This is a genomic window from Mesorhizobium sp. M0088, assembly GCF_040322895.1.
Taxonomy (GTDB): domain Bacteria; phylum Pseudomonadota; class Alphaproteobacteria; order Rhizobiales; family Rhizobiaceae; genus Mesorhizobium.
Genome location: NZ_JAMYUI010000009.1, coordinates 168,633 through 187,026 on the forward strand (window position 1 = coordinate 168,633; position 18,394 = coordinate 187,026).

General features: G+C 60.2%; 27 protein-coding genes. 5 read left to right on the forward strand and 22 right to left on the reverse strand.

Features of this window, described 5'->3' with window-relative positions; genetic code table 11:
• Positions 1–303: 303 nt before the first annotated feature.
• Entirely contained in the window at positions 304–768 is a 465-nt protein-coding gene (locus NKJ67_RS13285) for a hypothetical protein (RefSeq protein WP_352581605.1), read from the reverse strand.
• Positions 769–829: 61 nt separating this feature from the next.
• Positions 830–1,156, reverse strand: coding sequence for a hypothetical protein (locus NKJ67_RS13290; RefSeq protein WP_352581606.1), 327 nt, complete (start codon positions 1,154–1,156; stop codon positions 830–832).
• A gap of 346 nt (positions 1,157–1,502) precedes the next feature.
• On the opposite strand from NKJ67_RS13290, the gene NKJ67_RS13295 reads away from it, so the two are divergent.
• Positions 1,503–1,664, forward strand: coding sequence for a hypothetical protein (locus tag NKJ67_RS13295; protein ID WP_352581607.1), 162 nt, complete (start codon positions 1,503–1,505; stop codon positions 1,662–1,664).
• Positions 1,665–1,670: 6 nt separating this feature from the next.
• Here the strand turns inward: NKJ67_RS13295 and NKJ67_RS13300 are convergent, their stop codons facing one another.
• The 15 genes from NKJ67_RS13300 to NKJ67_RS13370 all read right to left on the reverse strand — a co-directional run bounded on the left by NKJ67_RS13300 (position 1,671) and on the right by NKJ67_RS13370 (position 12,223).
• Positions 1,671–2,201 (reverse strand): hypothetical protein, encoded by a 531-nt coding sequence (locus tag NKJ67_RS13300; protein ID WP_352581608.1) that lies wholly within the window; start codon positions 2,199–2,201, stop codon positions 1,671–1,673.
• Between the two features lie 38 nt (positions 2,202–2,239).
• On the reverse strand, positions 2,240–3,838 hold the full coding sequence (locus tag NKJ67_RS13305) for a right-handed parallel beta-helix repeat-containing protein (protein WP_352581609.1): 1,599 nt from the start codon (positions 3,836–3,838) through the stop codon (positions 2,240–2,242).
• A gap of 78 nt (positions 3,839–3,916) precedes the next feature.
• Positions 3,917–4,249, reverse strand: coding sequence for a hypothetical protein (locus NKJ67_RS13310; RefSeq protein WP_352581610.1), 333 nt, complete (start codon positions 4,247–4,249; stop codon positions 3,917–3,919).
• Positions 4,242–4,739 carry a hypothetical protein gene (locus tag NKJ67_RS13315; RefSeq protein WP_352581611.1) on the reverse strand — a complete coding sequence of 166 codons (498 nt, stop codon included), beginning with the start codon at positions 4,737–4,739 and terminating at the stop codon, positions 4,242–4,244. The genes NKJ67_RS13310 and NKJ67_RS13315 overlap by 8 nt, the downstream gene beginning before the upstream one ends.
• The gene (locus NKJ67_RS13320; protein WP_352581612.1) at positions 4,736–5,392 is read right to left on the reverse strand and encodes a hypothetical protein; all 657 of its coding nucleotides are present in this window, start codon (positions 5,390–5,392) and stop codon (positions 4,736–4,738) included. The genes NKJ67_RS13315 and NKJ67_RS13320 overlap by 4 nt, the downstream gene beginning before the upstream one ends.
• Before the next feature lie 3 nt (positions 5,393–5,395).
• Positions 5,396–6,130: a hypothetical protein gene (locus tag NKJ67_RS13325; protein ID WP_352581613.1), complete on the reverse strand. Its 735-nt coding sequence runs from the start codon at positions 6,128–6,130 to the stop codon at positions 5,396–5,398.
• Positions 6,127–6,486, reverse strand: coding sequence for a hypothetical protein (locus tag NKJ67_RS13330; RefSeq protein ID WP_352581614.1), 360 nt, complete (start codon positions 6,484–6,486; stop codon positions 6,127–6,129). The genes NKJ67_RS13325 and NKJ67_RS13330 overlap by 4 nt, the downstream gene beginning before the upstream one ends.
• Positions 6,487–6,972, reverse strand: a complete 486-nt coding sequence (locus NKJ67_RS13335; RefSeq protein ID WP_352581615.1) for a hypothetical protein — start codon at positions 6,970–6,972, stop codon at positions 6,487–6,489. It lies immediately after the preceding gene.
• On the reverse strand, positions 6,969–7,532 hold the full coding sequence (locus NKJ67_RS13340) for a hypothetical protein (protein ID WP_352581616.1): 564 nt from the start codon (positions 7,530–7,532) through the stop codon (positions 6,969–6,971). Before NKJ67_RS13340 ends, NKJ67_RS13335 begins: the two co-directional genes overlap by 4 nt.
• A complete protein-coding gene (locus NKJ67_RS13345) occupies positions 7,532–8,203 on the reverse strand; it encodes a hypothetical protein (RefSeq protein WP_352581617.1) in 672 nt (223 codons plus the stop codon). Before NKJ67_RS13345 ends, NKJ67_RS13340 begins: the two co-directional genes overlap by 1 nt.
• A gap of 329 nt (positions 8,204–8,532) precedes the next feature.
• On the reverse strand, positions 8,533–9,594 hold the full coding sequence (locus NKJ67_RS13350; RefSeq protein WP_352581618.1) for an AAA family ATPase: 1,062 nt from the start codon (positions 9,592–9,594) through the stop codon (positions 8,533–8,535).
• Positions 9,594–9,866, reverse strand: coding sequence for a hypothetical protein (locus tag NKJ67_RS13355; RefSeq protein ID WP_352581619.1), 273 nt, complete (start codon positions 9,864–9,866; stop codon positions 9,594–9,596). The genes NKJ67_RS13350 and NKJ67_RS13355 overlap by 1 nt, the downstream gene beginning before the upstream one ends.
• A 211-nt stretch (positions 9,867–10,077) precedes the next feature.
• The gene (locus tag NKJ67_RS13360; RefSeq protein ID WP_352581620.1) at positions 10,078–10,272 is read right to left on the reverse strand and encodes a helix-turn-helix transcriptional regulator; all 195 of its coding nucleotides are present in this window, start codon (positions 10,270–10,272) and stop codon (positions 10,078–10,080) included.
• Between the two features lie 72 nt (positions 10,273–10,344).
• Positions 10,345–10,902, reverse strand: coding sequence for a hypothetical protein (locus NKJ67_RS13365; RefSeq protein ID WP_352581621.1), 558 nt, complete (start codon positions 10,900–10,902; stop codon positions 10,345–10,347).
• Entirely contained in the window at positions 10,895–12,223 is a 1,329-nt protein-coding gene (locus NKJ67_RS13370) for a tyrosine-type recombinase/integrase (RefSeq protein WP_352581622.1), read from the reverse strand. Before NKJ67_RS13370 ends, NKJ67_RS13365 begins: the two co-directional genes overlap by 8 nt.
• A gap of 651 nt (positions 12,224–12,874) precedes the next feature.
• Between NKJ67_RS13370 and NKJ67_RS13375 the strand changes: the two genes are divergently transcribed.
• The gene (locus NKJ67_RS13375; RefSeq protein ID WP_127272210.1) at positions 12,875–13,123 is read left to right on the forward strand and encodes a hypothetical protein; all 249 of its coding nucleotides are present in this window, start codon (positions 12,875–12,877) and stop codon (positions 13,121–13,123) included.
• Between the two features lie 381 nt (positions 13,124–13,504).
• On the opposite strand, the gene NKJ67_RS13380 is transcribed toward NKJ67_RS13375, so the two are convergent.
• The 4 genes from NKJ67_RS13380 to NKJ67_RS13395 form a co-directional block, all read right to left on the reverse strand.
• Positions 13,505–13,750 carry a hypothetical protein gene (locus NKJ67_RS13380; RefSeq protein WP_127329563.1) on the reverse strand — a complete coding sequence of 82 codons (246 nt, stop codon included), beginning with the start codon at positions 13,748–13,750 and terminating at the stop codon, positions 13,505–13,507.
• Between the two features lie 208 nt (positions 13,751–13,958).
• The gene (locus NKJ67_RS13385) at positions 13,959–14,258 is read right to left on the reverse strand and encodes a DUF982 domain-containing protein (RefSeq protein ID WP_127329565.1); all 300 of its coding nucleotides are present in this window, start codon (positions 14,256–14,258) and stop codon (positions 13,959–13,961) included.
• A gap of 44 nt (positions 14,259–14,302) precedes the next feature.
• Positions 14,303–14,758 carry a hypothetical protein gene (locus tag NKJ67_RS13390; protein ID WP_127322299.1) on the reverse strand — a complete coding sequence of 152 codons (456 nt, stop codon included), beginning with the start codon at positions 14,756–14,758 and terminating at the stop codon, positions 14,303–14,305.
• Between the two features lie 69 nt (positions 14,759–14,827).
• Positions 14,828–15,316, reverse strand: a complete 489-nt coding sequence (locus NKJ67_RS13395; RefSeq protein WP_352581648.1) for an Hsp20 family protein — start codon at positions 15,314–15,316, stop codon at positions 14,828–14,830.
• Between the two features lie 223 nt (positions 15,317–15,539).
• Between NKJ67_RS13395 and NKJ67_RS13400 the strand changes: the two genes are divergently transcribed.
• The 3 genes from NKJ67_RS13400 to NKJ67_RS13410 all read left to right on the forward strand — a co-directional run bounded on the left by NKJ67_RS13400 (position 15,540) and on the right by NKJ67_RS13410 (position 17,321).
• Complete coding sequence (locus tag NKJ67_RS13400; RefSeq protein ID WP_127322303.1) at positions 15,540–15,971, forward strand: cupin domain-containing protein; 432 nt, start codon at positions 15,540–15,542, stop codon at positions 15,969–15,971.
• 97 nt (positions 15,972–16,068) lie between these two features.
• Entirely contained in the window at positions 16,069–16,827 is a 759-nt protein-coding gene (locus NKJ67_RS13405) for a copper homeostasis protein CutC (RefSeq protein ID WP_352581623.1), read from the forward strand.
• A complete protein-coding gene (locus tag NKJ67_RS13410; RefSeq protein ID WP_352581624.1) occupies positions 16,824–17,321 on the forward strand; it encodes a GNAT family N-acetyltransferase in 498 nt (165 codons plus the stop codon). Before NKJ67_RS13405 ends, NKJ67_RS13410 begins: the two co-directional genes overlap by 4 nt.
• Before the next feature lie 42 nt (positions 17,322–17,363).
• Here the strand turns inward: NKJ67_RS13410 and NKJ67_RS13415 are convergent, their stop codons facing one another.
• Entirely contained in the window at positions 17,364–18,386 is a 1,023-nt protein-coding gene (locus NKJ67_RS13415; RefSeq protein WP_352581625.1) for an acyltransferase family protein, read from the reverse strand.
• Positions 18,387–18,394 lie beyond the last annotated feature (8 nt).

Sequence of the window (18,394 nt, forward strand, 5' to 3'; positions counted from 1 at the left end):
ACCACGCGCTTTGTCGATACCGGCTGCGACATGTAGCAACGGCCTGAAGCTATAACACATTGATATTGACGAGTATTTTTAAACTTAAAGCTGTCGCATGCCGATGCAGGAAATCGCTATAGAAACCCTCTGTTAACCGGTTGGTCGCTGGTTCGAATCCGGCCCGGGGAGCCAATCTTTTCAAAGGCTTAGCAAACATTAGAAGCCGCGGACAAATGGCCCAATCCTCGTCGGGGCAACGTCTGGGGCAACAAGCGCACCGAATCGAATGATAAAGCCCGCCACCGTGAGGCCAGCCGGGGCTTAAGCCGTTTCACAACGAAGGATGTCAATCGCCGCGAACTCTGCCGGCTGAACCGTTCGGAAACAAACATACCACGTCCGAGCTTTCTGGTGGCCGCCACCCACTTTCGAAAGCGTGTCGAACCATTCTCGTTCCAAATGCTTTCGCCCCCATGGCACCCACCGCTTTAGGTCATGATCCGTCGAGGGGATAACAACCTTGATCCTTACGGCTCGCTTATCGAGCCACTTTAGGCCCTCATCTGGTGCGCTGGCCGCTATAAAGCCCTTTGCCTTCAATATTTGAATATGGTCCCGCGAGAGCGTCTCGCCGTCGCTAAGACCATGCCCAGCAGCCTCACTGTCGGTCGTGAACCAAACGGCGTTTGTCGTTCGCCGCGCAGTCAGTGGGATCTCGCCCTTCGAAAGCCCCTCTGCCTTGATCTGGTCGAGCAAACTGAGAGCCGTAAAGTGATAGAGGATCATGTTCGGAAATTCTCCAGGGGAAAGCCCGCCAGCCGGAGCCGGCGGGCAACATTAACGGTTTTTACAGAGACACCAGCACTTCCTGCGATTTCAGGTCATCGCCCCACATGACGGTTTCGCCGTAGGTGTCTGGACAAGGCTCTGCGTCGCCGCCTTCCTCCAGGTCGCAGTTGTCTTGCTCCAGATCATCAAGGCAGCCTAGCGACGGCTCATCATCGGCGGTTTCTTCCAGATCGCAATCGGCTTCCATGAGATCCAGCGCTGTTATAAGGCTCATGGCGCGGTCCAGGAGGTCGTTCAGGCGCTTCTCAACCGACTGGCGCCATTGGCGCGGGTCAGCCCCCTGCGGCATCCCGTAGGGCTTCAGAATTCTAACGTGAGCGTTCATTGATGGTTGGTCCCTGGTCTAAGGGCTATCACGGCCCTGCACGGCAGACGGCGCCGTAGCCGGGGGGTGATAACCTGCCAGGAAGACAGGCCGAACGCTTTTAAGGTTTCCCTCTGGACAGCACGCTCGCCCCCGGCCATAAAGGCAGGGTTCGGAGCCGTGCCGCCAAGCACGTCCGTTGTGTCCAGAAGGACACGTTCGACCGCACTTCCTCGCCAAAGGAAGCACCAGTGTCTCGGTGAAGCGGTCTATTCCTAGTCCGGGTTATCACGCCCACGGACAAGATGCTCTTATTCGGTTAATACTTCAAGCACGCCCTTGCGGGGGCGAAGCTATGGGGGAGAGCATGGGTGACAAGCGCAAACTGGTCATTATGGGGATCTGGTTCGCCGGAGCCGTGGTGTTAAGCCATCTGTACGGCGATGCCATCTTCGCCTGGGGTGGCGAGGGGCTGATTGTTGCAGCCGGCCTCGCCTATCTCGCGGTGCTCATCTTCGTTGTGGAGTGAGCATCATTAAGACCACGCACCAACAGCAACGATGGTGTCGGATCCCCAAGGTTCGAGTTCGAAATAACTGTTCAGTGCCGTGTTGCAGGTGCCGGTTGGACCGGCAGAGAAGGTCACTTGCGGAATGATCGTGCCGGCTGTGCTGACACGCATGATCCCCTCGATCTGAATATCCGTTCTGGCGACGATCGACGCTGCAGTGAGCACGACAGCCGTAGCGACTGAGTTAGCCACGGGAGTCATCTGCGGGACACCTATAGTGTTGGCAGCAACAGAGGTCGCGATGGCTTCATAGCCGATTGACGAGAATGTGGCTGTCCCACCCAATCCAAAAGCGGTCGTGTGTGAGGTCGTCCCGGTGTTGAAGCAAAGCCGCGCCTTGAACCGATAGGTGACGTTCGCCAGCACGGTTAGCGTGTCGTTGGCCGCGTCGAAGATGTTCTGTGCCGATGTCGAGCTATTCGAAAGCGTGACGGACGCGGGCGCCGTGACGAATTGCCTATCGCCGACGATCTGCGCCCCGGTGTTGCCCTGCAATAGATACGGGATCGTCAGAGGCCCAAAGGTGCCACTATTTACATACGAGTTAGGCCCGATGATGCTGCGTTTCGGGTAGCTCGCGCCCACCAGAACTGCGGTGACATCAGAGCTTGCGTAGAAATTATTGCTGGTGCAGGTAAAGGAGATGCCAGCCTGGATGTTGACGGGGTAATTTGCGCCAAACTTGACCGAATTGCCGGTGAAGGCACAGTCCCAATGAACGCCTGATTGGTCGCTCCCAAAACTTGAAGGGCTGGGGTGGTATTGAGGCTGAAACGGTTGCCCGTGACCGTCACGTCCTGCACCGCGCCAGCGCTTGCTGCCGGGAGCGAGACAGCAATACAACTGACCGCGATGCCCTCGAAAGCGTTTCCGGTGATCAGCAGTGCCGCCGTCGTCAATGAACTTAGCGGCTGGCAAAGAACGCCGTAGTCATAATTCTGGAACGTGTTGCCGTAGATGCGAAGCGTGCCGGGGCTGCTGTCCCAATAGATCGCCACTGCGTTGCCGGCACTTGCAACCAGAGTGTTGAAGGTGTTGCCGGTGACGACCGCCTCGCAGCCGGCCGTTCCTACCGCTCGGCCAAAATAGATGGCGTCTCCTTTGCACGACAGGAAGTAGTTCCGGCTGATCGTCGGGATCAGCGTCGTTTCACCGTAGACACCGTGGTAGAGGGCGACGGCTCCCGAAGGGCCATGCAGTCGACAGTTGTCTACGACGTCACGCGCGCCATCGCCGGACAGCATGATGGCCGCACCTGCCGACTTATCAACACTCGTTGTAATACCCAAGTCGCGAACGATCAGGGTGCTAGCGGAGTTTCTACGAAGAATGTGCGCGGTGGCTGATGTCGTCTTGAGAACGGAGGCGTTGAACCCCAGACCGCGAACCGTCTTCGTCCCGGTCCCGATGTACGCGAGTTCGGCCGAGATCCTGTATGTACCAGGCAGCATGATTAGTTCTTCGTCCCGCGCCATTGCGTAGGTGAGGGCCGACAGATTGTCGGTGGCATCGTCGCCGACCGCACCGAACCACGACGAATAGATCGTGCCCGCAAATTGCCGAACCCATGCGCCAACCGTGGATGCAATCGCCGTGGCCTTGACGTACAGACCTTCTGTCGTGTCGGCCGCGATCTGTGTGGAGAAGTTGCCGGCCGTCCAGATGAAGACGCCTTGGCGTCCTGCCTCGGTCAGACTGATGATCGTGTCCTTGCTCGTGTCTACTGCCTTGAGCGCCGCGCGGCTTGCGACAGAGGGGAACCTGCCAGAGACGGACAGGGCGAAGCTGATGCTGGTCGTCCCCACAGTGATAGGATCGGGGGTCGTCACGTCCCAAAGGCCAGAGCCGACCGTGCCGCCAGACACATTGACCAGCGTTCCGGTCTTCACATCGCGGGTCTTGTTGAAATCCTTCGACCGGCGCCATGATCCCGTGTCCACGACATAGATGCCGTTGTCCGAAGCGGTCGTTTGGTCCTTGACCAGCACGCGGTCACCAGTGACCACGGCCACACCGTCGATAGTCTGCTCTCCGGAGAGAGTGATGTTTGCCGTGGTGGCCGCGCGGCATGGGCCTTTGATGGCAACCGAGGACGATAGGCCGTCTTTCAGATCAATCTGGATCGAGGTCATAAATGGGCTCCATCTAAGGGACGGGACGTCATCCGACGTTCCATTGCGCTCTTGCCGAAGGAGCGGATCGGCTTGGGGTCAAAGGCCCCCGAATGGGTCTAGCGGCTTGGGAAAGACGCTGTGCTGCCCGTACTGCTTGCGCCGCTGGCTTTGCTGGCGCTGATAGGCACCAGGCGAAGCCACTTCCCGCATCGAGTGCAGGATTAGGAAATCCAGCACCGGCCTGACGTAGAACAGGTTCACGTAAGGCATATTTTGCGTGGCGAAGTTGAACAGCTCGGAGAACTTGAACTGCTCATCCTCGCTCAAGCCGGCATCCCGTGCCTTCATCATGAGGTCACCGAGATCCGCGATGGAACCCAAGCCCGGGCCAATGGCGGTTTCCGTGAGTCCGCAGTGGAATTTATGCATGGACGCTCTCCAGCATTTCGGTGGCGGCAACAAAGGCCGAGATATCCACAGGACGCCAATCCGGACCTATGGGCTGGGTCGCCCCACCGCACATCCACGGCCACATCAGATCAAGCGCAACCTCAAGGTCAGCGTCCTGTTCAGCGGTGTTTTCCAGTCCCCACGGGGTTTCCTTGGCGCCGACAATGAGATGCATCGCAGCCATGTGGGTTTCTTCCACGGCAAGGACGATCGGCGGATCGAGCTGGGCCAGCATGTAGGCCTTCCGGCCGGCTCGGGTTGTGCTGGTGCCGAGGAACATCTTCACGACGCCAAGCCAGCCGTTGCCGTGCAGAGAGAGAGCCAGGCCGCGCATGGGGCCGGTTTCTTTCAGCACAACAGCGACGAGTTGGCCGGGGTTAATCTCAGGCTCTGGATCTGCTTCCAATTGTGCGCCGGTGGGGACAAAGCCGCCCATGCAATGACCCTCGGTGTGAAACGTGTAGGTCATGCCGCCACCTCCAACCATGCGTGCTGGAAAGGTTTGTGGGCCTTCATCGGCAAAAACTCGCCCTCTCGAAAAGCCGACACAGACAAGATGCGAAGCGCACCGGGATCGAAACACACGAACTCATTGGTGCCCCGATCCCGCTTTTTGCAGCCGACATAACCAGCAGCGGCAAGCATGGGCTCCAGAGGGGTGCCGTTCTTGCGACAGTAAGAGAGAAGCTTGCCGACTTGGCTGTAATAGGCCCGGTTGTTCGGTGCATCAGCGAGCACGTGGAGCCAGTAGCCCCTCGTTGGCCCCCTGCCTTTCAGGGCGGAAAAGCCCTTCTCGAAAATGGAACGGGCCGGCTGCGGATGCTCGGAGCAGAGAACGTCATTGTCGAGGAACGGACCATCCGGCGCTTCGACCTTGTAAACATAGCCCTGGCCGCGCGTCCCCTCTTTGCCGTTCGGCGTAGGGTTTTGGTGCCAACCGTACCATGGCTGCGGGACAGCCACGTGCATCGAAGCACCCGGCAAAGCGTATCTGGCAGCTACCTCACGGTCGTCGACGAGATAGATTCCAAAACCCTCGGAACCGCCATATCGCCATTGCGACCCGATCTTGCCGGCGTCGAAGTGCTGGAACAGGCAGGGCGAGCCATGAAAAGCGATCATCGATCACCCCGCCATCTTGCGGAAGATCGACATCGCGGTTGCCGGCGGCAATTCATCGAACCACGTCCAGAACTCGTCTGCATCTTCCTCGGTCATGGCGTCCGTCATGCGCTTTGCCCGGGCGCGCAGCATCGCGACCCTTTCAGGTGCGCTGGAGCCCCATTCGGCGACAAGCAATTTGCCGGCAGATGTCGTAGCGAAATGCTTCACTTCCGCTGGAGAAGCCGGGGTGGCGTAGAGCGTGCCAGATGCGATCTCGGCATAGACCGCATAGCGAGCCGGCTCCGGAACATGGCGGTCGAAACGCTCCATGAACACGCGCTGCTCACGATTGCCGCCAAGGGGGCGCACCATATCGGCGGCATCGCGTTGCACGTTGGCAAGGTGAGCCCGGAACCCGCCAAGCTCGTCCCAGTCCGAAACCAGCCGGCGGCCAGCCTCGGAACTGCAAAGAGAGTTGCGGGATTGCTCGGCATCCATGGGTCGGGTCGGATTAACCAAATCGGGGTTAATCTCGGCCCGCTCGGCCTCCAGCAAAGCAGCGTATTCCCGGTCAAGTTTCTCGTCATAGTACCGGTGGATATCGGTTGCCATGATGCTGGCGATTTCTGCCTTACGGGTGGGGTTTACAGGCAAGGAGGCAAAACCCGCCCGCTCCCCGCCACCCGTAAGGCCTTCCGTCGCAGACGATCCAGACGCCGCGCCAGAATTCTCGGAAATTGTGAGTTCGTTGCTCATTTGTTGGCTCCTCTCGCGTGCAGCCAGACAGTAATTGCTGTGGTGCCGTCCCCTGCCGTGACACTGGGGCGGATCTGGTACGGCAGCATGCCGACTGGCTTCATGCCGGCAGCCGTGAAGGTCAGGGCGTTGCCAAGCGGATCGGTGAGAGTGGCCCAGGTCGTGCCATTGTCGTTGGAACCCTGAATGGTGACAGAGCCGCCAGTGCCGAACGTGCCAAGCACCTGGACTGTGCGGTCGTGGTAGACGTTGAGGGCCACAGCATTGCCCTGGTTGCCGTTCGGGATCGCCAGCCATTTGTACCGGGTGGCGTGAATATCGGGGTCACTGACCGAAGCGCCGTTCGTGGTGGCCATTTATGCGACCCTCGCCGGGTAAAGCTGGGCCAGGAGGCGCGCGGCAAGGTCGGGATTGGCGGTGGGCTGGGTCATTGGATGACCATCAGACTTGCGCTCCACGATGTAGCCGAAGCCGTTCCATGCGATGCGATAGTTCTCGTCCTGAAACAGCGTGTCATAGCGCTCGGGCATGGTCGTGACGCGGGGCTTGGCAAGGACAGCGCCTTTGATGTCGGCGCTGGCGACGATGGCCTCTGCCACCCAGCTTTCATCGAATGCGACCACGAAAACGCGATCGAACTTCTTCAACCCGAAGCGGCCGGCCTGAACCTTTTTCCAGATCGCCGGCTCCTTCAGATCGTCGGCGACGAAATCCTGCGGCGCCCTGACGAAGTATTCGCGCCAGACTTGGCCGGCTGCCTGGACCTGCACGCGCGCCGGGTCGATCTCGGGAACCTGCCGATCGACAGATTTCAGCATCTTGGGGTCAATTGCCTTGTTCATTCGGAAAATCCTTTCAGGGCTTTGGAAACATCGGGGCCGGCGACTGCCTGTTCGGCGGCGCGCCACGGGTCGTTGAAGGGGCTGCGGGCTTCTGGCGTGACGATCTGGCCATAGCGGCGACCGAAGCCAGTCAGCGGCTTCAGGGCTGCCGTGAGGCGCCAGCTCATGCGGTTTTCAGTCTCTTCGAGAGGCAGGGAACCGCTGCCAAGTGCACGTAGAAGCCGGGCAACATCAGCGGCGCGGGCTCGAACCTCTTTCAGGTTTTCAACGAGGTCTCGGGCGGCCTTCTCGGCACGGTCTACAGCCGCAAGCCGGTTTTCCTCGACAACCGTCAGGGTCACCCGCAGATTGGCCATGCGCTCCCGCTCTGCCTCGGAAGCGGCCACGCGTTGACGGCGCATTACCTCCCCTTCGGCGGCATCGATGGCGGCAAGCTCCGTCTCCAAGGCGGTAAGCTCGCGAGGGTCAAAGCTCTTGCCGTCGAGCAAGGCCGTGCCTCGTGCCTGTTGTAGATCGGCAATGCGGGTCTCTGTGGTGGCGCGGCGGCGGGCGAGGTCCATCAGCACACACCACTCAAGATGCTAGTCATGGTCTCGGCGTCCACAGTGTCAGCGGCGCTATCCTCTGCGAGCGGCGGTTCCTCTCCGTCCGCGAAGTCTGCCAGTCTCAACTCAACCGCCAGTTCGGCAAGCTTCGGATGTAGCCGCTGGCCTGTCTCTTTGGCCTGTGCCACCGCGTAGGCGATGCGCCGCGCAACCTGGTACTTGGCCTTCTCTTTACCAACCACGACGCCAAGGGTCTCAATGCTGTCCCGCACGTCAGCGATCCTGCGGCCATCACTGCGCAGAATGTTCATGGCCGTTATGTCTTGAACCCGTGGGCCGCCTGTCGGTGGCCGGAGGCCAAGCACCTCCAGATGGCGGCGGAGCGTGTTGCTGGCCCGCTGATAGCTGTCTAGGTCTTCGGGGGTGATCTGCCCCTTGGTTGCGAAGCCTGCCTCCAGGCGCTCCAGTTCGACCGACAGGGTGGCAGCGCGGCGCACCAGCGACCGTTGGGCCTGGTTGATATTGTCGGACCCACCGAGATCCTGCTCATGAGCCTCGATGAGGTCACGAAGGCGACGGACCCATATCGTGCGGCCATCCATCTCGGTGCCGACCTTGGACCCGTTTGTCACCTTGGACCTACCGCCGGTCTTTCCGGGAGCTTTCGTGTCTGTGTCTGCCGTCATTTTGTTGCCCTGCTGTTGCCCCGTGCAAATCACTTGCGAAAACTATCACGCAGAAATCCTTATGTTGCAAGGGTTTGAAGCCCAAAGAACAACCGGTATTGAGCCGGTTGGCGCTAATGTGCGCTGATTTATGGGGATGCCAGCCTCCAGAAAAAGCGAAGACGCTTCGCAGGTGGATTCGGGTCCAATTCCAGCCCCTGTTTTCAGAGTGATTTCAGGCAGGACAAGCGGGACAAAGCGTGACATGTCCCGGTGCGTCCCGGTGGACGGTAAAGCGGGACAGGACGGGACATATACCTTTAGGTATGTCCCGGTGTCCCGGTCCCGGCCTATGCGAAGCATCGCCATGCGTGATCGTCGTAGAACTGCACATGACCGTGCTCCCTGAGAGCGTCGCGAGCCCGCTGAAATGCCTTTCGCTTTGCTTCCGGCGAATCGTCCGCGGCGTGAAGGTAGAAATGTTTCCGCCATTGCTCGGTAAGGACGACGTCGCACGGTGGCCAGTCGGCTCCGAACTTCCTCACGCCGTGCCCTGTCAAAGCGTCATCGAGGGCGTTGAGGGCTGCACGGTACTTTGCTGATAGCGTCTTCTTGGCAGTCCCTGTCTTGACGGTGCTGTCCATCTCGGGAACTAGGCTCTCGCCTGCCTGTGCCATCCTGAAGCCCCATGACCCGCTGCTGTCGGCATCCTTGTGGCGTTCAACCGTCAAGGTGCCTGTGAGCGCGTCCTTGTCGCCCTCCATGCGCAAGCGGCTGTCGAAGCTACCCCAGAAGTGTGTGTGCATCCGTGCCCTGCTGTCGTCCTGCCAGCCTGTATGGGCCACCACCAGCACGGACGCGCCTGTCTCGCGAAGGATGCGCTGGATACCGTGCACCCATGCCCGAGCAGTCTTGTCCTCGATCTCGGAACCCTTCATGGAACCGCCGAAAATGTCGATGACGACAAGAGCGAAGTTGCCGCAGATATTCATGGCAGCGATCAGCGAGGTTACGTCGTCCGGGGTGTCCAGGCAGATCTCTTGCGGGTAGAGAAAGGCCCTGCGGTCTTCCTCGGAAACGGCGTGGTGCTGGTACCATGTCGGGATACGCAACCGCCCAACACCGTTGGCGCCCTCGGTGGCGACGAACAGAACGCCGCCGGCCTTCACTGCATTACCGTGCCAGTCGCGGCCGGTGTCGACCGAAAGGCCGATATCGATCGCCAGGAACGATTTAAACGAGTTCGACTTGCCGAACATCAACGCGGTGCTGCGCTTCTGGATCAGGCCCTCAACAAGCCATTCCGGTTCTGGCATCGCCTCCATTTCGGCGTAGCTGAGAAGATGCAGTCCGGGCCTCGGCTGCCGTTTGTCACTGCCACCCAGCCTGCTTGCTCGCGCGCGATCCTCCATCAATAGCCCCTCCTAGCCTGGCGGCGATACTCTTTGACTGCGCGCACGATGTGAGAGGGTTGAGGTGGTGGCACCGGCCGATACCGCCTGTCGCTGAACTCGGCAACGATGCCTGCGACGTAGCTGTACGACCGCGCGGTCGGGTCGTGTTCGTAGCCCGCGTCATCGAAGCGGAGCATAGCGCATTGAAGGTGGCTGCGCGCGGCAGCCAGATGCCGGACGGCAGCGTCCATGTACATGTCTTCAGTGCTTGGGATGCTGTTGGCGATCATGCGTCACCGCCGATCTCGGCAAGCTCTGCAACGACCAACGCCAATGCGAAGCCAACGCCGAAACGACGAGATATGCGCCGTGCCGCTAGACTTTTGAGGTTGAGAGGGCTAGATTCCCAGCTATCAGCCGTTGCCAAATGCCTGATGAATATGGCGCCGTTCCCCGAGGGCAATCGGGGTGCGGCGTCTCTCGTTTCGATGGCGCTCAACATTACGCGGCCACCTCGTCACGCTGATCGACGCGGGCTTTGACCCAGGCGTCAATCTCGGATTCGAGGAAAGCTCGACGCCGCGCACTTAGAAAGACGGGCTTGGGGAACTTGCCTTCCTTGATCAACCGGTCGATGTAGTTTCGGCTGTAGGTTATCCCCTTGGAGGGGAGGTCATGCAGTGGAATGAGGGACATGTGTGTAGCGCCTTCTTGCGGTTTCTAACCACTCGAAGGTGCGGGATGTCCGGGGGTAGAGAATTAGTCGTTTTACCCTTTTTGCAGATGAAGGCGCTTTGCCTTGTCCTTCATGGTTTCAACAAACTTGTCAGCCGACATTTCTTTGAACCGTCGGCGGGTCGCTCGCCATTCGGCGTACTCACGCTTCGCGTCCTCGCTGGCCCTGCCCTTACCGATGTTCTTCCGAAACTCGCGAAGCCTGTCCTTTGTCGTGCCTATGACCGCAGCCATTTCCTCAAGTGCCTTGTCGGTTGGCGTGCCGCCATCGGACAATACAGTGACAGCAAACGCCGCCATGACGAATTCGGCAGTGTCCAGTTGGCGGGTTCTCTGCGCGTTTTGCGCCTCATGGAATGGCCCTGGGGAAAGCAACGGGTTCGTCCGTCGCTGTTCGATGTCCTGGATAGCACCTATCAAGTGAAGGAATGGCGCGCGAAGCAGATCTTCGACGCCGATGGCGGCAAAGTAGCGATGCGCTGCATCGAGGGCATGCAGGGCCACCGACCTCTGCACGTTCTCCATATCGTCGCCTTGAAGATTTCGAGCAGCCTCTAGATCGGCCAGGAGTGTCGCCAAAGGATCAGACATTGGCCACCTCACGCAAGGAAATGACGTTGCTGGCCTTCTCACGGCCTGTCAGTTCCGCAAGCTTCGCTTCCCAGGCCATCAGGGCACCACGCTTGACGTTGAGCCTGTTAGATTTGCTGTAGGTTCTGACCAGCGCAGGGGGCACATGACCGATGACGGCCTCCGCCACCTCATCCATCACGTCCTCTTCGGACAACCGGGTTCGAACCGTTCGTCTGATGTCGTGGTTGACCCATGCCGGGAGCGTGGCCTCGGGATCATCTTCCCGGAGCGCCGCAAGCATGGCGGCATCAATCCGCAGTTTGACCTTGTGGCCGATCGTCACCGGTCCCTGCCCGTCCAGCGAGCAAAGCCAGTTGCACCGCTTGAAGCGTGGCAGCTTGCCAATGATCTCGATAGCGTCATCAGTCAGCGGAACAACATGGTCACGGCCAGACTTGAACCGAGCCGCCGGCACGGTCAAGGTTTTGCGGTCAAGGTCGATCTCTGACCATGAGGCTTGCGCGATATCGTTCAGCCGCTGCCCTGTCAGCAGCAACAGGCGATAGACGGCGCTGTAGACGTCACCAGCAGCCGTGGCGGTCCACAGGGCTCCTATCTCGGCATCAGAGAGAACGCGATCCCTCGATGTCTTCTCGCCGATCGTGGTGCGCACCTTCTTTGCACGGAAGGGCGAGGCGGTAATCAGATCGTCGTCAACGCACCAGTTGAAGAATGTCCCGATCTTCTGAGCCATGTTCAGCGCCTGCCGGGTCGCACCGCGCTTGTCGATCTTTTCCAGCACCGCCATCACATCAGCGCTCTGAATGTCCCCCACGGCCTTCCCTCGCCACGCTGGCAGGCATTCGCGTTTGAAGTCGTTGCGGTCTTCCTCAACCTTGCGGATGCCGTCCCGCCGCCGTGCGGCAATGTAGCGGACTAGGACGCGCTCAAACTGCTTGCGCCGACGATCTGCGGCGCCCCTCACCCGCTCACGCTTTTCGGCCTCTGCCTTCTCTTTAGCCTCGGCCTCCTGCTCTTTCGGATCGATGCCCCGCGAAATGAGGGCCGCCCATTGTCTGGCCGTGGTGCGGGCTGCATCGAGCGACATGATATCGTATTCTCCGAGCGCCCTGCGAGCCGGCTGCTTGGCCCCGCCAAAGCGCGCGATGTAGATAAAGCTGATCTGCCCTGCCTTCAGCTTCGAACCGTTCAGCGGGGCTTTGTCAGTGACGCGGACACCCATGCTCGGAACCTGGGCGTCCATGATCACATAGCGCTCCCCAGGTTTGGCAGGCTTCAATGCCTTCAGGCGGTTGTCTGTCAGGTTCTCGCGGGGCATAAGGGGCTCTCCGGGCAACGTTGGGGCAACAGGGTTTGCCTGCTGCCTATGTTGCCCTAGTGTGCGCTAATGTGCAAGCGGCAATGCATACATACTGAAAACAAACGGATTTTCAGAGAACGACCAACCGGTAGTTGGCTTTAGTTGGCTGTCAGTAGAGCGGCTGTTAACCGGTTGGTCGCTGGTTCGAATCCGGCCCGGGGAGCCAAATTTTTCAAGGCCTTGAGACGGTCAGGTCGCCCATAGGGGCTGATCTATGGCATGTCTGCAAAATCGCGATCAGCAGGTTGATTCTCAACTTGACCTGGCGCCGCTGTCCAGCGCTCTCGATGACGCCGCGGCATCGGGAAGGTTCGCGCGAGCAGGCATAAGGCCTTGCTGCGATCTCGGCGATCTCATCTCTTGTCGCCGTTCGGGTTGGGTGCCGGTGCCTCTCGCACATCTCGCGGTGGCGGGTCGACATGCTCAAGCTCTGGCGGGGCTTCTTTGTCCCGGCGTTGGACAGGTACCTTCTCCGGTGCGGGCTTCGATGGTGGCTCTTTGATCTTGCTCGGCATAACCGAGTTAACCGCCCTGCCGGTCTCTTGTTCCGTAGCGAGCAGAAAACCTGAATGCGTGGGGAACCGGGAACATCGAAGAGCGTTTTCTCGCATGCTGAAGAAGATCGCCCTCGCCGCCGTGCTGGTCCAGGTTGCCGCAGTTTCCGCTCTCATCACCCAGACGGTGCTCTTCGCGTCCACGGCCACACAGGCCGCCAACGCGCAGCCCGATGACGCAGTTGCTGTGACCGCCGAGAACGAACGGGACAAGCCGGCGCAGCCTATTGTTGCCGGCCAATGCCCAACGCGGCTTGTGGCGAGCAAGGTCTTCACGGGGAACCTGATTACGGCGCAACAATAGCTCGCCATCGACGCCGGCCATCCGTCGATCCCCCCAATTTAAGTCAGGGAGATGTGCTTGAAAGCGCAATGATTCCTGTTACTTGCGGCGCAGGGCGAGTGCGTTTGGGTTGGGCAAGAATTGGTATGATTTCATCGAATATGGAATGCCCGCGCTGTCATGGCAGCGGCAGGGTTTTCGACTGCTCCAAGTGGCACGCGTCAAACGGGCACTGCTGCCCGCAGGGAACCCATTGGGGCGGCTGCCCCGGAAAGACGGGCGCCTGCGCGGAATGCGACGGCCTTGGGACGATGGCGGAGCCTCCGCTGAGAGCCGTGGCGTAATCCGCGAGAGCGGCCCACGCCGCTGATGACGGCGCGGAGGCGCCCGAACGAGCATATCTTACTCTGTTGGTGTTTCTACGGGTGGTGCGGTCAGAACCGTGATGTCCATCCTGGCGATCTTGGATGCCGCGCGGCCTTGCGCGCCAGCATCCATATCGCCGCCTGCGGCAACCATGATTTTGGCCAGATGTCCCACGGCGTCCGCGCTGCGGCCCGGCGAAAATCCTTCGCCGGTTTGCGGCTTCCCCACTGCCGTTTGTTTTTCCGGGACATGCGGATGTTGACTTGCGATAGCGGAAACCATTGAACCTCCTGTGGCGACGCTTCGAACATTATATTAGCGCCAACTGTTGCGAGGCTGACCTAGCCAGTCGCCAAAAACCGCACCAGGAGTTCGAACAAACGATCGAGCCGCCCCGCTACAAGGTGAACTGGTAGGACAGCTCACCTTGTAGCGATGTGAAAACGACGAGGCAGGCCCGGCCATCCTGGTAGCGCCGCCCTTATCAAGGCTAAGCGGTAACCCCACCGCGACCTGACCTTGTGCCGTCCATCCAAGGAAACTGAGCAAGCGGGTCCTGCAGGATCTTGACGGATCTTGCGAAGCCGGCGACGGCATCGCGCGCCACCGTCAGCGGAACCTGGCCGTCGTGAGCACGCTGGCAGGCTCGAAAGGCCGTTTCGAAAATCGGACCCCGCCGTTCCCTTGGCCACTCGTCAAAGAAGTCGAACGCGTCGTCGAGGCAGCCTATTTCTTGAATGAACCCGCCATTCTTGACCAGGACCGGTTGGTCGAACGTCCTGTCACTCATGTAATCCTCCATTCGGCACGGTGGTTTGTTGCTGGTTCGGGAAATCATGCGATTGCATGCTCCGGCTCGGCCAACATGCCGCCACCTCCACGCCCGGGCGGCACCGTTGCAAAGGCCGGGATTGGCGGCGGATCATCGTCGTCATCTCGCCAGGGGTGCCGCATCCAACCGAGACGGCTCTTCCTGCGGCGCCGGTCGAAAGACAGGCTGACGGTTGCCGACACCTTTGAAACACGCGTTTCCCGCCCGGATTCGTCCAGGAGGTGGAGCGCGCGAAGTATGTCGCTGACTTCCACGATGGCGCCGTTGTCCAATTGCCGCAATGCGGGATTGTCAGGAACCGCATGAACGTCGGAAGCCCAGAAAGCGAGCAAAGCCCGCTTTGCACCGATCGTCATCGTCTCCTCGTTCAGCACATCATCCGGCGTCCGTAATCCAGCGGATTCCGCGGCAAGATTTTTCGGTTCAGGTTGGTGAAAACTGTAGGTTTCGGTTCTCATCTCCATTCTCCGCGATCTGTGCCTCCCGGCCGAACCGGGAGGCGGACCGTAGATCCAGGTTCCAGGGAATCAGGCGACCTCGCGCTGAGGCTCCGCATCCGAATCGATCAACTGCTTCTTGCCGGGTTGCTCGAGCGAAACCGCTTTGGCTTCGGACCCTATCTCAATGCGCCGAGGCTTGAGTTCCTCGGGCACTTCGCGGATCAGGTCCACCGACAGCAAGCCATTCTCGAGGTTGGCCGCCTTGACCTTTACGTGGTCGGCAAGCTTGAACACCTGCTTGAAGTTGCCCGTCGCCAAGCCGCGATGAAGGACCTCCCGATTTTCCTGGTCGGGTTTCCTTTGGCCGATGACAGACAATTCGGGGCCGTTCTGCATGAGTTCGACCTCATCGAGAGCGAAGCCGGCGATAGCCATCGTAATGCGATAGTCGTTCTCGCCAATCTTCTCGATATTGTAGGGAGGCCAGTCAGAGCGCACGCTTTTCTCGAGCATATCGAAGAGACGGTCGAAGCCGACCGTTGTGCGGTAAAGAGGGGTATAATCAAAACTTCTCATAGCCACATCCTCCGTGAAGCAACATGGGTTACGAGGCTGTCGCAGCGCCGCTGCGACGCCAGTATGTCGAGCCGAAGCCTCGACGGAAAACGATCTGGTAATCGTGTTTTTTTCCTTCAAGAGGGACGTCAAAAATATTTTTGGCCGGCAGGCAGGTGCCCAAGGCGCTGCCTTGCGTGCTGCTGGCCACTGCGCGATGTTGACGCCAGGGGTGGAGCGAATCATGCGAAAAATTTTGATGTCCGGACTGCTGCTCGCGGTGGCCTTTTCCGCGAACCCGGCCCACGCGCTGGACAGCAGCGGCACGCCTGTGGTCGTGACACCTCTTGCGTCGCGCACGACGACCGCGTCCGGCCAACCGATCACGTTGCCGCAGAAGAACGTGCAGGTGCTGGTCTCGACCTACGACATCGCGTCGGGCGCGACCTTGCCGGTCCACAGGCACCCCTTTCCGCGCTACGCCTATGTCCAGGCCGGCACGCTGAAGGTCACCAATGTCGAGACCGGCATCAGCAACACCTACAAGGCTGGCGATTTCATCATCGAAATGATCGGCCAGTGGCATCAGGCCACCAATATCGGGGATGTCGAAGTGAAGCTTCTTGTGATCGATCAGGTCGAGCAAGGCGCCAAGAATACGGAATTGCGCCAATAACCGCCAAGTCTGTGGGCGAAGGCGGAAGGCTGTTCCCGCTTTCCCAGCAACCGGCCCGGTGGTAGGGCTGGCGAGAAATCATGGACTGGATCTGCCCTTGACCAAAGCTCTCCGCCTGCCGCTGATCGAAGTCTGTGTCGAAGGCATTGACGGCCTTCTCGCGGCCCAAGCCGCCGGCGCCGACCGGGTCGAACTATGCGCCAGCCTCATCGAAGGCGGTATCACGCCGAGCCTCGGCACGGTCCGCGCCGCCCTCGAGCAGGCAAGTGTGCCGTTTCACGTCATGGTGCGGCCGCGCGGCGGCGATTTTCTCTACAGTGAGACCGAATACGCCTCGATGCTGGCCGATGTCTCGGCATTGCGCGAACTCGGCGTGCCCGGCGTGGTGTTTGGCTGCCTGAACGCCGATGGCACCATGGACGAGGCGCGCATGAGCGAACTGACGCAGGCGGCCGGCCCCTTGAACGTCACCTGTCATCGCGCTTTCGACATGACGCGCGACCCGGCCGAGGCGCTCGAATCGCTGATCCGCAGCAAGGTCGGCCGCGTGCTGACCAGCGGCCAGCGTGACACTGCCATCGAAGGTTTGCCGCTGTTGGCGGATCTGGTGCGGCAGGCCGGCGACCGGATCGTCATCCTCGGCTGCGGCGGCCTGGATTTGCACAACATTGCCGAAGTGCGCAGCAAAACCGGCCTGTCCGAAATGCATTTTGCCGCCCTCAAGGATGTGCCGAGTGCCATGGACTACCGCAATCCCCATGTCGGCATGGGTGGTTCCGATCTCGATCGCGAGTATCGCAACACGCTCACCGACACATCACTGGTGGCGGCAACGATCGCGGCAGCCAAGGCATGACCTCGACCCCTGCCCCGATAGCCCGTGTATCGGCCGCAGACGAAGCGGCGATCCTGGCGCTCAACAATGAGCATGCCGCCGAACTGTCATGGCTGGAATCCGAAAAGCTGTCCTTCCTGCTCGGCGAAGCGTTTTACACCAGGCGCATCGGCGATCTCGATGCCTTCATCATGACCTTCGACCAGGACGCCCGCTACGACAGCCCGAATTTCCTCTGGTTCCGCGAGCGCTATGAGCGGTTCGTCTATGTCGACCGCGTCGTCGTGGCGGCGCACGCGCGCGGCCGCGGCCATGCCCGCCGGCTCTATCAGGATCTGTTCGGCCATGTTGAGCGCGCCGGCTACAATCTGGTCACCTGCGAAGTCAACACCGACCCGCCGAACCCCGCCTCGGATGTCTTTCACGCCGCCCTTGGCTTCACTGAGGCCGGCGACGCAGTGATCCATGGCGGCAAGAAAGCAGTGCGCTATTACGTCAGATCGCTGCAGGCATAGAGAGGGCGGGCGCGCCGCAAGACGGCCTGAACGCCCTGTTGCTCACCAGTTGCGGTTGAGCCATTCGCGCGCCGGGCGCTCGATGAGGTAATAGCTGCAGGCCGCGCAAGCGAAGACCGCGGCCAGCATCGGGATCGGCGCGCTGCCTTGCTCATAGACGAATTTGTAGAACGGCTGCTGCCACAGATAGAGCGAATACGACCACAGACCCAGCGTCGCCATCGGCCAGGAGGACAGCAATCCGGAAAAATACCGTGGGCTGAAATCGAGTGCGTTGACGGCCAGAGCCAGCAGCGGCACCGCGAAGAGATAGTGGATCGGCGTCGGCACCTGATCCAGGAACAGGACAACGGCGCAGATCGTCGCCACCAGGGCCACATGCTTGCCTCTCAAAAACGCCGGCAGCATGCCGTCGGCCTTCAGCAGGCAGATCGAAGCCGACAGCAGGATCGACGCAATGTGCACGTCGGTGCGCCAATAAGTGGTTTCGTAGTCCATGCCGAAGACCCAGTACGAAACCGCGCCATTGGCCATGGCCAGCAAGGCCAGCGCCAGGAGCAGCACGACCACGCGAGAGCGACTTGAGACGATGACGCTGATCAGCGCCAGGATGATGTAGGCGTGCTCCTCGATGCAGAGCGACCAAATATGGTCGAGCGCCCCTGCCCGCGTCACGAGAATGCCGGCATAGTTGTAGGTGAATGTCAGCGCCGTCAGCGCCGCCTTCCATTTGAAGGCGATGAATGTGCCGGACAGCGCAACCATCGCGACGACTACGAAGACCAAAAGAGCCGGATAGATGCGGGAGAAGCGGCGTTTGAAGAATTTTTTCAGCGGGTAGCGTTCGATGAACAGGATCTCGCCCATCAGCCGGCCGCTGAGCACGAAAAAGAATTCGACGCCCAGCACGCCAAGATTGATTCCGGGAACCGGAAAAAAATGGCCGATCAGCACCAGTGCGATCGAAAGCCCGCGCCAGCCGTCGAGATAGGCAAGTCTTGTTCTGGTTGATCTGTCGGCGGCGGATCGGGACGGAACGACATGCGTCGCGGAAATGTCGGTCATGCCGATCC